Consider the following 13,545-nt stretch of genomic DNA (forward strand, 5'->3'; position numbering starts at 1 on the left):
AGCCGGGGTCTATCTCCCGGCTAACTGTCCTTTTAGGCGGGATCCGGGTCAGGTTAGAGCGGTTATCTCTCCGGCTCGAACCTGGAACCCGGCCTCGGTGAGTTTTGCCGTGATCTCCTTGCAGGATGCGGCGCCTGTCTTTCTCAAGCACCAAGGCGTTTTTCTCCTTTCTTTATCTCGGCGGGTTTCCTCAGTACCTCGACCCAGGCGTTAGCGCACTCTTCGTAATTCTTGCAACCGCAGGCGACGATGCCTTCTTCCGCCTGTTTTCCCGAAGGGGCGACATAGCGTTCGCAGGTGGGAACCCGCCCGTCGCAAAGCTCCGGCAGTCTCTCCGGATCCCGGCAGGGCGGCGGAGGGGCTTCGAGCCTGACAACTTTTTTGTCCGGAGTTTTAGCGATCGCAGTATAAGAACCGTCCGGGTTGCAGTGAAGCTCGATAAATCTGTAGTTAGGCACTGGCCCGCACCCCTTTCTTCGTAACCCCAAGGTCTTCGAGCAATTCCGCCGTCTTCTCCAGGAGCCACTTCCCCGCCGGGCCGCCCTTCGCTATCGTTTCTTCGAGCTTCGCGAAGAGGGCCTCGGCCTGCTTGAGCTCCTTCTCCTCCTGAGAGAGAGCCAACCCGGGGTTTTTCGCTTCTTTTATAGCGCGCTCCAGGTCCCTGGTGCTCCAGCCGTTGTCGGCGGCCGCCTCTATCCACTTCCGGGGATCATCCGTCTTCGCGGCTATTCTGTGGTGCTGCCACGAGAGCTCGCGCACGCGCGTACCCTCGTCGGGGAAGGCCCGCCAGGTGTTGACTCTCTCGCGGATATATGAGGCGGACTTCCCAATTTCCGAGGCGATGGTCTTCCGGGGCACGCCGTAATCAACCAGGGCGGCGAGTATCTCCCCCTGGCGCCACTTGCAGTCGTCCTGCGCCTCCTCCAGCGAAAGAAGAATCTGGAGGACTTCCTCCCAGGGCGGCGGGTCCGGCGGGGTATAGTCGGGCCACTCGGAAGGGATTGGCTCCCCGATCCTCTTGCAGATCTCTTCGGGAGTTAAGTTTTCCCGCCGCGCCACGATGAGGATCAGAACGTAGCGGTCGATCTTGCCCCTGTGAACGGCGTCGTGGACTTCCGGGGCGAGCGAGATCAGGTTCTCCGGGATGTCGTCGCCGCCCTGCGAACGGCGCCTGATGTGGTGGACGTGGCAGTACCCGGGCTGGCCGGAGTACTCGCAGTAGGGCTTCCTGGCCGCGTCGATCGCGCTCTGGCTCTTGACACGCTTTTTCTTCGGAAACTGGATTACACCCAAAAAATCACCCCCGAAAAAAAACAAAACCCGGCCGCTTTGAGCCGGGAGAATTTTGCACTTTTTTTGGGTTTCGCGAAAGCAGACCAGGCCCCGCGAGGGGGGCCCAGATATTTTGCACATTATTTTTGTTTTTCAGGGATACTTTAACGCTATTCGGTGCGTCTTGCTAACAAAGCCGCCGGCCGAGTATCACAATCTTATAGAGGCCGGATATTTTCGCACATTTTTTTTGCTTTCCAGGGACAGTCTGTGGATTGTTTCCCGATGTTTTCAGGTATAATGGTTTTGGCCCCTGGTTATAATCTGTTTCAATTAAGATTATACTCTGGTAGCTTCGAGCAGTCAATATTTTGTTTTTGCGAAGGACAATGTTTTTGTGAGGGGGGTTCTGTGTGGTCAAAAAGAAGAGAGAGGTGGATGTTTTCGACCTGGAAACGTTCAGAAAGCGCCTGGAGGACGCGCTCTGGGCGCGGCGCATGAGGCAGATCGACCTGGCCGAAAAAGCGGGGATAAACTACAAGTCCCTCAACTGTTACTTCAGGGGGTACATGAGGCCCTCCCTGGACGTGGTGATCAAGCTCGCGGAGACGCTCGGGGTTTCCGTGGATTTCCTCCTGGGGAGGTCGGACGACATGAACCAGATCGCTCCGGAACCGCCGGAGTTCGCGGAGGAAGTCGAAATCTTCCGCCGGGCATGCAAGGCGGCCTCCCCCGACGAGAAGAACCTCCTGCTCCGGCTCTGCCGGTCCATGATCAAGGAGCCCGAGCAAAAACAGGAAGAGCCCGCGGAAGCTAAAGGACAAGAGCAATCGCCCGATACAAAACAAGAGTAGGGAAACGAGGGAGAACCGGCGGATGGAGAACCAGCGAATGGAGCAGCAACCGCGCCTGCGCCCTACAGCAGTCAGAGAGCGCTACGCCAGGGCTAAAGCCAGGCTCCTGATCAAAGAACTGGGACTGACCGGGCCGCCCGTCGACGTGGAGGCCGTTGCCAGGAAGATGGTGGCGGTGCTCCGCTACCACGACATCCCGGAAATCGACTACGCCGTGGTCTTCCGCTACCGGGGGCAGTACTTCGTGAGCGTGAACGTCTCCAACCCCGGCAGGATGAGGTGGTCCCTCACGCACGAGCTGGGCCACATCGTGCTGGGGCACTACACCACCTACATTCCCGACACGCTGGCCGAGGACAGACTGACCGAAAAGGAGAGGAAAATCCTCGACCGCGAGGTGGACATTTTCGTGAGAGAATTTTTAATGCCCAAGGCGTGGGTGAGGAGGGCCGCCGGGGGCGCGGTGCAGTTTAAGGACATCGACCGCCTGGCGGAAGAGTTCGGGGTTTCCTGGGAGGCCATGATGATCAGGCTGGACGAGCTGGGCCTGTTTGACAGGGCGGAAGCGCTGTTTTAAGTGTTTTCCATCACCCAATCACTTCCAGCTGCGTCAGCCAGCCCGTCTCTTCGTCCTCGAACACGATCAACTCCCGCCCGTCGTCGGTGTTTGTATGCACCAGCGCCATGCTGTGGCCCGGCCGGTAGTGCTGGAAATCTACCGTGTGACACCTCGGGTTGCCGCACCGGCACCGGTCGACCACCACCAGGTCTTCGATCTGCGCCAGGTACGGCTCCGGGTCTACGGGCGGGTCGAGCGGCTTTGCCTCGCCGGTTTCTATGTCGACCCACCGGCCCCCGCCGAAGTATTCCCCTGTTGGCAGGAGGGAAAGCGCCTGGCGCAGCCAGGCTTTCTCCTGATCCGTGAGGGGTCGCGGAAATTTTTCCTGCGTCACCAAAAAAACCACCACCAGCCAAAAAGGTTTTCCTACAAAAACTCTTGCTCCTTCTTCTGCCGCGCCCAAACATCTGCCGCGGCCCGGAGCACGCTCTCCACACCACTCCCGCGGGCGAAGCCTATCGGCTTCCCGGTGTCCGCCGCAAACTCCTTCGCCGCCCACATCGCTTCATGAGAGCAGAAGCGCGTGAGCACCACCAGCACGTCCGCTTCCTTCGCCAGCCGCTCGGCGTCCAAGTCCCACCTGTCGCCGTGGTGCCAGAGGATCCGGACGGGACCATTTAAAGGTTCTCCGACGCGGCCGAAAGCGACCACGATCCTGCCCACGAGCACATCTTCCAGCCGCGGGACTTCTTCCGCCGGGGCCGTGACCGGCGTCGGCTCTTCTTTGTCCGGCGCAGGCTCCTCGCGCGGTAGCATTTCCCGCAGATGCAGGACCTCTTCTCTCAGCTCGCGCACCAGGGACTTGAGCCGCGCGATTCTCCTCGCGTCTTCCGGGTTGCGGCCCGCCTCGACAGGCCTCCCGGACAGCTCCTCCCGCAGGCGCGAGACCTCGGCCCGCGCCGCGGCCAGCTTTTCCTCCAGGTTGTGCCGCGCTGCCCGCTCCTCCTGGAGCAGACGGGAGAGCTCTTCCGACCGCCGCCGCTGTCTGTCCAGTGCTTGACCCAGCTGTTTTATCCGTTCCCACAGCACCGCTTGCGGACCACAGGTTTTTTTCGGCACGGCCGGGGCCAGCTTCTCCGTGCGCCACCGCTCGAGTTCTTCCAGCAGCGGCAGGTTGAGCAAAAGCCACGTGACCCGCTCCCTGCCGTAGCGCGCGGCCCACTCCTCGACCGGCCACTGGTCGACGGGGATCCATAGAAACTCTTTTTCCACCAGCCAGCGGTTGAGCGCCCGCCAGGCCGCAGTTTTCTCTTTGTCCGACGCGAACCGCGCCTCGGCGTCCTTCCTGCACGCTGCGGGGCTCGGGTGGCCCGGAAGGGAAACACCCAGGGAGGCATAGCCCTCCGCCCACTCCTCTGGAGAGATCTCCTTTAGCGCGTCCCGCCAGCGGGAGAGCGCCCAGGCGCAGTACCTCTCCCAGAACTCCTCTCCTTTCTGCCGGAAGAACTCCGGGAGCTTCGCCAGGCCGCGCTCGAGCTCCGCCTGCTCCTCTGGGCTGTAGGTGACCGCGTAGGGGGCGCCCCCACCCACAACCGGGAGGTCCGCCGTGCCCAGAGGCACGCGCCGCACCACCCGGTCCTCCGTGGCATCGAAAAGCACCGCGTGCGTCGGCCAGTCTTCCCCCGCGCACAGGGGGCACTTCACCGGCAGGACGGGGAAATTGTGCATACCGGTTTTTTCATCGAGATTCTCCGGGGTCAACTCCCCGTAGTCATGGACCAGAACCCGCACTATCTTGCGGCAGTGCGGGCAGGCCCGCTCAAACAGAAACTGGGCATGAAACTTAGGCCGAGGCATCTGTAGCACGATCTCCTTCGCGTTCTTTAAGGGTTGACTGGCGTTTTCCGGGAGGAACTGAATTATTATTGCTTCCTGGGCGACCCAAAGACCCGCCTCATCGCCGACCGCTTTACCAGCCACGTCCCGCCCGATTTCCGCACTTCATTAGCGCGGAACTTCCTCTTCAGGATGTACTGGCGGATCGTGGCGTCCGCGACGCCCCATTCTTCGGCAGCTTCCTTTAAAGTGAGCACTTCGCAAAAGGGTTAATGTCCACCTCGACGGTCCATGTTTCCCAGCCGGCGGTAAGAAGATCCAGGGCGGTCAGGTCCTCTACTCTTTTAGCTTCTACTTCCGGGTCGGCCAGGCTGAACTCTAAGCGGCCCGGAACTATCGTGCCATCCGGGCGGAACCAGCGCCCGGTGGCGACAACAAACCCCGCCGGCCACATCTCTTCATCGACGGCGAGTTCGTAAATTTCGAATTCGCCGTCGTCTCCCAAATCGGCCCAGCGGGATTCGGGAGGATTAACGTAAACCAACCCGTGGTCCGCTACCTTGAAAACCTTCATTGCACTCTCCTCCTACGAATTCGTAGTTTCTATTTTCAGTATAGCTACGAATTCGTAGCTCGTCAAGGGGTTTCGGGGAGACTTTGCGTTTTTATCGTCCTCGGCGGGCGGGAGCCGGGCTTCAAAGTGAAGGCTTCGCAGGGGATCGAATACGTAAGGCTGCCCTTGCGCCTCCGCGCGTTCCGTCTCCCGAGGACACAGCGGCCCCTGGCGTGGTGGGCGCAGCTCATCACCCGGCAGACGGGCTTGTTGCCCGGACGGGTGCCAACGTATTTCCGCGGCGCTTTTTTGAACCGTTTCCAGGCCAACTTATCCCAATAGCACCTCCAGCACCGGAATCCCCGGATTCTCCTCCCGGATCCTGGCCACAGTCACCTCCGGGTGAGGCTTGAGGGCCTTTACCCCGACGTAGGCCTCCCAGAATTGGAAGAGGACCTCCCGCTCTTTACCGACCACCACGTCGTCCCAGCACTTCCCGAATGCCTTCGCGAAGCCTTCTTTGATCTCCTCCGACCGCGCTTCTTCCGGTATGTCCGTCCAGAGGCCCGCCACCCGGCCCAGGGCCACCGCCACCCGCTGCGGGGCGATGTCGGGTGCGCAGAAGTAGAAGAGGGCTTCCCCGCCGCCGGAGAGGGCCTCCGCCAGCTTCCGCAGGGTCATCCCCTCCGTCGTGCCGAAGACCGCCAGGCCGTGATTATGCACCGCTGTGTAAGCCGCCGCCAGATCTTCAGACCGCACCATGCCGACCAGGATGGCGGCACGCCGCTCCGCCATCTCTCCACCCCCTACCCCCTGCACCGCGGGCAGGTATTGGAGCCGGAGGCGACTGCCCTGTTCAGGTCGGCCAGGAGTTTATCAAGCGACATCCCCCTGTTCCTCGCCAGCTCTTCCAGGGTGTCGAAGAGGGAGTTGCACGGGATGCAGACCCTGTAGCGCAGCCCCCAGGTTTCAAAGACCGGCCGCGTCGCGGGGTAGCGCTCCATTACCTCCAGGACCTTCATCTCCTTGGTGATCACGGAACCACCCTGCCTCCTCCAGGAGATTTGCGGGGAAGGCGGATCCCCCTCCACCACCCGCCAGGCGCTAGAGGGCAATCCTCCTCCCCCTTCCCTGCTCTTCTTTCGACACGGGTTGAGAGAATCCTGCTGGGTTTTCTGCGGACCCCGGAGGGCACGAGAAGAACCAGCCCGCTTGTTGCCGACCAGGGCAGGGAAGGAAGAAAACGCGGAACGCACACGCGCAGCCAATTTTTTGTTTTTCACCGGGCAAATCAGACGAAATGCCGTTCAGAAGGACCACCAGGAGGAAGGAGGACCTCTTTCCGCCTGAACCTCTTCTGCTTCGGGGTCCTTCAGGCCAGGCCCGCCGTGACCGAAATTTTTGCCGGTTTCTGGTTTTTATGCTATCCTTATATAGAAAGGACGAATCTTGGAGAGAGAGAACGGAAACACCAGTGGGGGTTTATCCTTCGTTCCGGCAACAACTCGCAGAAGAGCAGCAAAGCAAGGGCGGCCCAACTCGTTTTCCTCTGGCGCAACAACAAATTCCCGAGGACCGACACTTACCGGGGAAACCGTTTCCCGCGGCTGCAAGCTTCCGGGGACAAGATAGCACTGATGTAATGCCGCCTGGCCGGACGGCACGGGTTTCGCAGACTCCGGCTCCCGGAAAAGAAGCCAACCCGGGACAACCGCTTATTTCTGGCGGGACGGATTCCGGCCCGTCAATTCCGGGAAACCGGGGTAATCTCTCAACGGTTTTATCCTTGCGTCCGGTGGCCACTGCGGCTGGGAGGAATGGGTGTGCTTCCTTTTCTCTTCTTGTGCTTCTTTTTGATACCGGCGGTCATCTTTCTGATCAGCTGGGGCTATTTTCGTGACCCGGGCGTTGCCTTGAGCACCGCGATGTTTTTCGGACTCTTCCTCGGTCTTTCCCTGTGGAAAACAAAGAGGGAAGAGCAGGGGAGACGCTGCCGCAAGTGGTAGGTGGCCGTTCACCAGCCTGCCGGCGAAAGAGCATTTACCGCCCCTGAGGTGGTGAAGATATGCAGACCTGGCGGTTCCTTAAGAACCCGAACTTCTGGCGGCGCTTTGTCCTGATTCTGGGCATCGGTTTCCTCGCGCTCTCCGGCTTCGCCCTCGGTGCCGGGGTGATTTTCTTCCTGAGCACGGGATGGGTCCTCCTGACCAACTGACTGCAGTGGTGGAACCCGAAACTTTTAGCGTTTGTGTTTGCTTTGAGCGCGCTTTCTTTAACTGGCGGTGCGGTCTGGGCCTACCTGCGGATGAAGAAGCAGCGACTCCCGGTCCCCCCGCACGAATCGTGGACCGCGGACGCCGGCCTTGATTTCCGGGCCCGGCCAGCACTCAATAACCGCGACATCTTTTTGCAAGCGCTCAAGATCGCTGCCTTCCTGGCGCTCTGCGGCTGCGCCTTCTGGGTCGGGAAGGCGGTCACCACTTTCGTCCTGTCTTCCCTGCACGCGGCAAAGGAGCATCTTGGCCAATGGTGCGGCCAGCTGAAAGCGCCGGAAGTGCTCCGCTTCTGCGCTGCGGTCCTGCTAAGCGGTTCGCTTCTCGCCTGGGTTTCCGGGAGGGTGAAAAGACGCAGGGAGACCGGCAGGCATCCCTCTGGAGCCGCCGGAACTACCGGCCAAGTTGAGGAAACGGCAGCGTACCTGCCCGGGGCAATCAGGACTTTCGGGACAAGCCGGACGGCACCCGGCGAGGAGCTTTCCGGTACGGTGCCGGCCGCATCGCCAGTTTCGGCTGCCGGAGGGGGACTGAAACCGAAAACAAATTTGTGGCAGGGGCTGTCCCTGGCACTGCTGGTTGTTGCAGCTTTCCTTTTCGGAGCCGCCGCCGTGAGAATGGTAGAGCTGGCGCATGACAAACTACCTACAGTTGCGTTCGAGAAGACGCCGTCGCCTGCGCAGAAAACATCACAGCTTCAGCGTGAGCAGGCTCAGCCATGTGCACAGAAGGTGCCAGCGGTAAAAGAAACCAGACCGCCTCTTAAGAAGCAGGAAGCGGCACCGGCCAAGAAGGCCGCATCGCAGCGGCCAAAGGCCAATCGAGTTGCCGCCAGCGGAAACGGGCAGCCAGAGCAACTTAAACCCACACAACCGGCTTGGTTAGAAGTGAAAGCTGTGGTTGAGGCAAGCGGCTATACTTTTTATCCCGGAGCTGCCACGGTACCAGATGGACTTGGCGGGACTCTTACTGCCGCGATCGGCGGTAATCAATTCGGGTACGCGTTGTTCTTGTGGCACAACCGGGACTTTTTGCGGAAGGATGTGATTGCTCCCGTCTACTGCCGCGTCAGCTATCCAGCAGCATACGGAAATTGGATCATGGTCCACCGGGAAGTGAATTACAGCTCTCCTTGGTGGAAGCCCGAATATTCCTGGCAGCCTCGGCCCGGGTGGGTTTGTTATTACTGGAGTAAAGGGCTAAGGGTGACTTACCAGGATGACCAAGCGTCTACCAGCTACTGCCGGAGGTCGGAATATTCAACCGGGGTTCGAGACCCACAACAGACTGGTGACTCCCCATTAAAAACGGGAAGGATGCGGCGGCTATCTTCTCAAGCACCAAGGCGCTCCTGGTCATCGTTCTTGTAGCGCACAGCAAAAAGAAGAGAACTGCCTGCGCAGCACTCCTCCCAGCACTTTTTCCGATTGTGCTTTTTGAGTCTTGTTCTCACGCCTGCGGCCCTCGATTGTTGATCTCTCTGCAAAAGCCCGAACCCATCAGGGTAGCCCCACCCGGATTCCCTGGTGTCCAATACAGAAAATTCTCCATCCTTCGAGCCACACAGGATCACACAGACGCCAGGTCTCTCGTCTATCTTTTCGATCGCTTCAAAAGGGCCTTCAAACACGTAATCGCCAAATTGCAATGGCATAAGGTCGCCCTCTTCGATGATCCAGTTCTCAGCAGTTTCGAAAAACACAAACCTTCACTGGCCCTTCGGGCAGGTCCCTTTTGTTTTATCAAAAATAACAATCCAATAGCAGTCCGCGAAACCTCTGGTAAAGCCGGGTTTTGTTAGTGTCCCACCAAATTACGTCAATCTAGTTTCACAAAAAGTCCTTTATTACCGACCACGATGACAGTTTTTCTTCCAGCGGCATTGCGAAAGCTGAACTCGTGCTGGGCAACGCTTTGAAGTCAACTGACGACTGCAAGGGTATCTTTACGAGCTTCTTCCACAACTTTTCAGCCGTTCTGCCGTTAAACGCTACCAGCCTTATGAATCTATACTGGGCAAACAGGCTGGAAAAGTCGTTCGCCACCGGATTTCTAAGGGTTCTGTCGCCGCTACCCCGGCGGTCGCAGCTTGCCAGGACATCCCACAAGGCAATGCCACTTTCCAAGAGACAGGCAATTCTTTCCGAGTACTCCGGTGGTATCGGTTTTCCCAGTACAGAAAAGATAACAGTCCAAAAGCGATTTCTCTAGTCGGCGTAGTACTGCTTTAGCTCAAGCGATTTTTTGCCGGGTACAGTCCCGAGGATCAGCACTTTTGAACTCGGGCCGATCATCGGGGGAAGCCCAAGGCATTTCATATTAACGTCCCCCACGAATATTTGTTCCGGTAATGCCACGGCAGATTGAATAAAGCCCGCCAGCCTAAAAGGGACTCCTTATAACTCTAACAGGCTGCACACCACCTCAAAGCACTATTTATCTCTGCCCCACTTGGTTTTGTGCTTTTGGGTTAAAGAGTCCAGTTTCCTTTCCGCCCATAGATAGGGGACAAGAGTTACCACTTCTATCGCATTACTAATAAGGGCCGCACCAAGAAGTCCTTTCCACCAAGATGAAAGACATATTCCGACCAGTAAGCCAATAGATAAAGTTATAAAGACTATTAATTGCCCTCCTGGGTTTAAAGCACCGGTAAAAATTCCGATCATATCCAGCGTGAGACAAAGTAAGCCTCCCAATACGAATAATATCGGTAAATGTAATAACCAACCTGTGATACCACATATTACACCAGTCAACTGAATTATCAGACCCATTGATTACCAACACCTTCCACTCGTTTTTATAAGTCCATCGCACGGACAGGGTTTGCCCTCACTTCGTGCCGATCTCAACCACGTGCGGAGGTCTTGCGAACTTATCGTACCATCCTAACTACCGCTTGAACGTAGGGGCCGTACTCTCCGTTTCTGAAGCTTTCCCTCGCAGCAGCCTCATGCAACTTGTGTGAGGGTAACCTTGTCAGGATTACCGGGAACCCAATTTTAATTGTGAATCAACATAAAGAGCAGACATTTCGCTCCTGCTGGGTGGTAGCCACATTTCTTTCCTATCGAAGACCTGAGCGATTAGTCAGTATGAGGCGCCATATTCCTATTAGTGGCTGCCAGAGTCTACCAAACAAACAATCCCCTCCCGCTCCAACCACCAATTTTACACCATCAACGATAGAGACAACTCCACCTTTGGGTCGCAAACATGTTCTCCCGAGTTACTTGTGTTTAGTTTTCCGTATCCCGGCTTTAAGTACTTTTTCCCAGTCCTTCTCTGCATCTGGCTGGGGTAGCAATTTGTATAAGGCGCGGACTACTTCCCGAACCTGGTCTATATCGTTGATATCTGCGGCCCGGTTACCTTTTCGAAGTAATTGAGCAGCTTTCTGTTGATCGAGAAACTGGTGCCCAGGTTGGTTGAATTCTTCCAAAAGCCCCAGCCAGAACCAATCCTGTCTGAAGAGGATCCGCCATTCGAATCTCTCCAAATCCTCCACTAGAATTTCATAAAGTCTTTGATCTTTTTCTTTGCGCACACGCGCCAAGTCGCGAGAAAATAACTCGTACTCTTGCCTATCTGAATCTGTTCCATAATCGGCGACAAGTTTCCCGACCCGCTCATAAATCTCCTGTAGACGATCCGAACCTGACCACGCCTCCTTATCAGGAATCAATGTTCTTCGTCTTAGGTCCGCAATCTCCTGTTTAATTTCCCTTATTTCTTTCAGGAACCTTTGAGCGCTCTCCTGGGGGTCCAGAGAAGAGATTTGGCCTTGCTCTAATTCCTGACTCCGTGCCCAAGCCTCGTCAAGTTTTTCGCGGATACTCCTTACAGATGCTTTTAGCTCTCGATGGTTGCTTTCCTCCCCAAGGGTTTCAAGCTCTTCCAGTTCAGTATACAATTCATCCATTTCACTCGCCGCTTTTTGAACTTTTTGGTCTAACTCTCCTGGTTGAGGGTCACATCTATATATTTTCTCAAGATGGATATCGAGGCGGGGAACATGAGCCGAAGCGTAAATCAGCCTGGATTGGTCTATCTTTACCCATAGTTCGATTTCCTCACCTTCCGGAAGCGGCCGGGAAAGGTCTTTCGCCCAGATAACGAGGGCGCCAGCAAATTCGCTGGTTTCTGGGTCTTCAAAATTTTCTCCCTCCCATATTTTAATTGCGATATAGCCGTCGGGTTTACTTGGGAGCAGGCTCCGGTCAGCGTAGTATTTTAACCGATAGACCAGACCACCAGGTGGTATAGGAGTAGAGCGCTTCGCTATTACATCGACCTTTGTGCGACCATCCGGCTCCACAACCTCCACTCCGAGGGAATAGGGCAACGGCGGGTCGGCTATCTCAAAGGGATTATGCGTAATCACAAACGAATTAGGAGTTGCCGCAAACAAGTTTCCTTTTTTATCCCTGAGCCGAATATAAAACCGCACGCTTTTACCTTCTATCAGCAGAACGTTGGTTTCGAAAAACCCGTCAACGAGCGGAACCCAACCGCTGTTCCAGTAATTACCCTCTCCTTCTACAAGGACTTCCCATCCCTGCTTGCCTGCGAGTTCTTCGCATTTTCCCGCAACCACACAGGAAAGCTCGGTTGAGACCGCGGGATGGGAAAGTTTAATTCGCAGAGTGCGGTCAGTTAAATCAGTGTCAACAGGCCGCTCACGTTTTTGTCTTGGCAGCATGGAAGCATAAATTGCAGCGCCCCGAGCCACCACCGTGACGGGATCAATAGAGTAATCCAACTCCCCACCGAACTCTGCAGCCAGTGCCTCCCTGACAAGAGGTACATACGTGCTACCGCCAACCAGGATTACCCGCGCTATATCATCTGGGGTCAATCGTGCTTCTTCGATAACTTTCCTGCATAAGTTAATCGTTTTGACCACGTACGGCTCAATCAGGTCTTCGAAATCCTTACGGCTCACTTCCATCTCGAACTCAATAGGGTTCCCTTCCAGATCCTCTCCGGCATCATATATCCGCGCCACCCCTTTTTCGGCAAAGCTCAAGTCCTTTTTTAATTCCTCAGACGCGCTTTTCAAAACCTGCCACAACTTGTTGAATGCTTCCGGATTGCCTGATTTAGAAGGTAAGTAATATTCCTCTTCAAGGGCCGGAAGAAGCAGCCTTTCGATTATTAATATGTCGAAGTTTTTTCCTCCCAGCTCGTTATCGCCGCGGTGAGCCAAAACTTGCAGTCTCGCGTCTCTTGAAGAAACCACCGCCACGTCGAAAGTGCCGCCGCCCAAATCGTAGACGAGCCAGCGTCCACCCCGCATCTCCGGCTTCATGCCGTAGGCGATAGAAGCCGCGATCGGCTCCTGCAGGAGCGGGGATTCTTCGAGCCCAGCAAGCGCCGCCGCCCGGGCAGTAGCCTCGCATTGTGAGTGTCTGAAAGCCGCCGGCACGGTGATAACGGCTGCCTTTATAGGGTCTTTGGTCTGGCTCCTGGCGTCGGACAGTAAGGACTTCAAAACCTCTGCCGAAAGTTCTTCGGCCCCCATCGACCGTCCGGAAGCGCGAAAAAGCTTCTTTTCGGGCTTCCCCATCCAGCGTTTGAATTCGGCTGCTACGTTTTCGGGATCTAAAAATAGCGTCTGGTAAGCACGCCAACCGACTATTATACGACCGCTTTTCTCAATCCGGACGACAGAAGGGGTTACTTCCATTTGGTCGCGATTCTTAAAAATCCTCACTTCGCCACCAGGGGTATCGCACATGGCAATCGTTGAGTTGGTGGTCCCCAAATCGATACCGTAATTAATAAAATCACTCATCTGTAGCGCCCCCCGACCCTTTACAACTTTCACTTTCACGTCCTACGCCTTTCACTAACACTACCTGACCAAGAGCCTGAAGCTCGCCCCTCCACATCACCACGGGTTTGACTGTTTCCTGCACCCGTAGCGCTCCTGCAGGGAGCGAATCATCCTCCGTTGCGTCAACAACCTCTACAGCCATTCCGGAATCGTAAGGCTGCCCGTCAAACTCGATAAACGTAAAACCGAGTTCCTCGAGAGCGTTTGCGATTTTCTCACAACTGTACCGCAAAGCGGGCGATGCCCCGGAGCCCGGACTCCTCGTTTTTAGAATCCGGCGGTTGAGACGCCACATCTCGACCGCCATTTCTACCATTACCTCCTTTGAGACGTTGATTTCTGCCATCCAGTATCTC

Annotated in this window: 17 protein-coding genes and 1 pseudogene; 5 read left to right on the forward strand and 13 right to left on the reverse strand. The window is 56.5% G+C overall.

What is annotated here, in order from left to right:
* Window positions 1-143 precede the first annotated feature (143 nt).
* Together EDD75_RS01280 and EDD75_RS01285 are read right to left on the reverse strand one after the other, a co-directional pair.
* Window positions 144-458: a hypothetical protein gene (locus EDD75_RS01280; protein WP_123926904.1), complete on the reverse strand. Its 315-nt coding sequence runs from the start codon at window positions 456-458 to the stop codon at window positions 144-146.
* On the reverse strand, window positions 451-1,293 hold the full coding sequence (locus tag EDD75_RS01285; protein ID WP_170157651.1) for an HNH endonuclease: 843 nt from the start codon (window positions 1,291-1,293) through the stop codon (window positions 451-453). Before EDD75_RS01285 ends, EDD75_RS01280 begins: the two co-directional genes overlap by 8 nt.
* 392 nt (window positions 1,294-1,685) lie before the next feature.
* On the opposite strand from EDD75_RS01285, the gene EDD75_RS01290 reads away from it, so the two are divergent.
* Window positions 1,686-2,126 carry a helix-turn-helix domain-containing protein gene (locus tag EDD75_RS01290; protein WP_123926910.1) on the forward strand — a complete coding sequence of 147 codons (441 nt, stop codon included), beginning with the start codon at window positions 1,686-1,688 and terminating at the stop codon, window positions 2,124-2,126.
* 22 nt (window positions 2,127-2,148) lie between these two features.
* Window positions 2,149-2,703 carry an ImmA/IrrE family metallo-endopeptidase gene (locus tag EDD75_RS01295; protein ID WP_123926912.1) on the forward strand — a complete coding sequence of 185 codons (555 nt, stop codon included), beginning with the start codon at window positions 2,149-2,151 and terminating at the stop codon, window positions 2,701-2,703.
* Between the two features lie 10 nt (window positions 2,704-2,713).
* Here EDD75_RS01295 and EDD75_RS01300 read toward each other — a convergent pair whose 3' ends face one another.
* The 6 genes from EDD75_RS01300 to EDD75_RS01325 all read right to left on the reverse strand — a co-directional run bounded on the left by EDD75_RS01300 (window position 2,714) and on the right by EDD75_RS01325 (window position 6,111).
* A complete protein-coding gene (locus EDD75_RS01300; protein ID WP_123926915.1) occupies window positions 2,714-3,079 on the reverse strand; it encodes a hypothetical protein in 366 nt (121 codons plus the stop codon).
* 32 nt (window positions 3,080-3,111) lie between these two features.
* A complete protein-coding gene (locus tag EDD75_RS01305) occupies window positions 3,112-4,665 on the reverse strand; it encodes a DUF2325 domain-containing protein (protein ID WP_245963021.1) in 1,554 nt (517 codons plus the stop codon).
* Window positions 4,608-4,778: a helix-turn-helix domain-containing protein gene (locus EDD75_RS11480; RefSeq protein WP_123926921.1), complete on the reverse strand. Its 171-nt coding sequence runs from the start codon at window positions 4,776-4,778 to the stop codon at window positions 4,608-4,610. Before EDD75_RS11480 ends, EDD75_RS01305 begins: the two co-directional genes overlap by 58 nt.
* Entirely contained in the window at window positions 4,766-5,095 is a 330-nt protein-coding gene (locus EDD75_RS01315) for a hypothetical protein (RefSeq protein WP_123926924.1), read from the reverse strand. Before EDD75_RS01315 ends, EDD75_RS11480 begins: the two co-directional genes overlap by 13 nt.
* Before the next feature lie 309 nt (window positions 5,096-5,404).
* A complete protein-coding gene (locus EDD75_RS01320; protein WP_123926927.1) occupies window positions 5,405-5,869 on the reverse strand; it encodes a hypothetical protein in 465 nt (154 codons plus the stop codon).
* Between the two features lie 11 nt (window positions 5,870-5,880).
* Window positions 5,881-6,111: a disulfide oxidoreductase gene (locus EDD75_RS01325; RefSeq protein WP_211328034.1), complete on the reverse strand. Its 231-nt coding sequence runs from the start codon at window positions 6,109-6,111 to the stop codon at window positions 5,881-5,883.
* A 786-nt stretch (window positions 6,112-6,897) separates the two neighbouring features.
* On the opposite strand from EDD75_RS01325, the gene EDD75_RS01330 reads away from it, so the two are divergent.
* From EDD75_RS01330 to EDD75_RS01335, 3 genes are read left to right on the forward strand one after another with little or no spacing between them, the layout of a single operon-like run.
* Window positions 6,898-7,080, forward strand: a complete 183-nt coding sequence (locus tag EDD75_RS01330) for a hypothetical protein (RefSeq protein ID WP_123926930.1) — start codon at window positions 6,898-6,900, stop codon at window positions 7,078-7,080.
* Between the two features lie 59 nt (window positions 7,081-7,139).
* Window positions 7,140-7,289, forward strand: coding sequence for a hypothetical protein (locus tag EDD75_RS11100; protein WP_170157652.1), 150 nt, complete (start codon window positions 7,140-7,142; stop codon window positions 7,287-7,289).
* A gap of 33 nt (window positions 7,290-7,322) precedes the next feature.
* The gene (locus EDD75_RS01335) at window positions 7,323-8,717 is read left to right on the forward strand and encodes a hypothetical protein (RefSeq protein WP_123926934.1); all 1,395 of its coding nucleotides are present in this window, start codon (window positions 7,323-7,325) and stop codon (window positions 8,715-8,717) included.
* Here EDD75_RS01335 and EDD75_RS01340 read toward each other — a convergent pair.
* From EDD75_RS01340 to EDD75_RS01360, 5 genes and pseudogenes are all read right to left on the reverse strand, one after another.
* Window positions 8,681-9,049, reverse strand: a complete 369-nt coding sequence (locus EDD75_RS01340; protein ID WP_123926937.1) for a hypothetical protein — start codon at window positions 9,047-9,049, stop codon at window positions 8,681-8,683. The two genes, EDD75_RS01335 and EDD75_RS01340, sit on opposite strands and share 37 nt — an antisense overlap.
* Window positions 9,050-9,176: 127 nt before the next feature.
* Window positions 9,177-9,542, reverse strand: a pseudogene (locus EDD75_RS01345) (DNA-deoxyinosine glycosylase); the annotation flags it as partial.
* Window positions 9,543-9,779: 237 nt separating this feature from the next.
* Window positions 9,780-10,124 (reverse strand): hypothetical protein, encoded by a 345-nt coding sequence (locus EDD75_RS01350; RefSeq protein WP_123926943.1) that lies wholly within the window; start codon window positions 10,122-10,124, stop codon window positions 9,780-9,782.
* A 455-nt stretch (window positions 10,125-10,579) separates the two neighbouring features.
* Window positions 10,580-13,147, reverse strand: a complete 2,568-nt coding sequence (locus EDD75_RS01355) for an Hsp70 family protein (protein WP_123926946.1) — start codon at window positions 13,145-13,147, stop codon at window positions 10,580-10,582.
* Window positions 13,140-13,535 carry a hypothetical protein gene (locus EDD75_RS01360; protein ID WP_123926948.1) on the reverse strand — a complete coding sequence of 132 codons (396 nt, stop codon included), beginning with the start codon at window positions 13,533-13,535 and terminating at the stop codon, window positions 13,140-13,142. The genes EDD75_RS01355 and EDD75_RS01360 overlap by 8 nt, the downstream gene beginning before the upstream one ends.
* Window positions 13,536-13,545: the final 10 nt, after the last annotated feature.

This window comes from Thermodesulfitimonas autotrophica (assembly GCF_003815015.1).
Lineage (GTDB): Bacteria > Bacillota > Desulfotomaculia > Desulfotomaculales > Ammonificaceae > Thermodesulfitimonas > Thermodesulfitimonas autotrophica.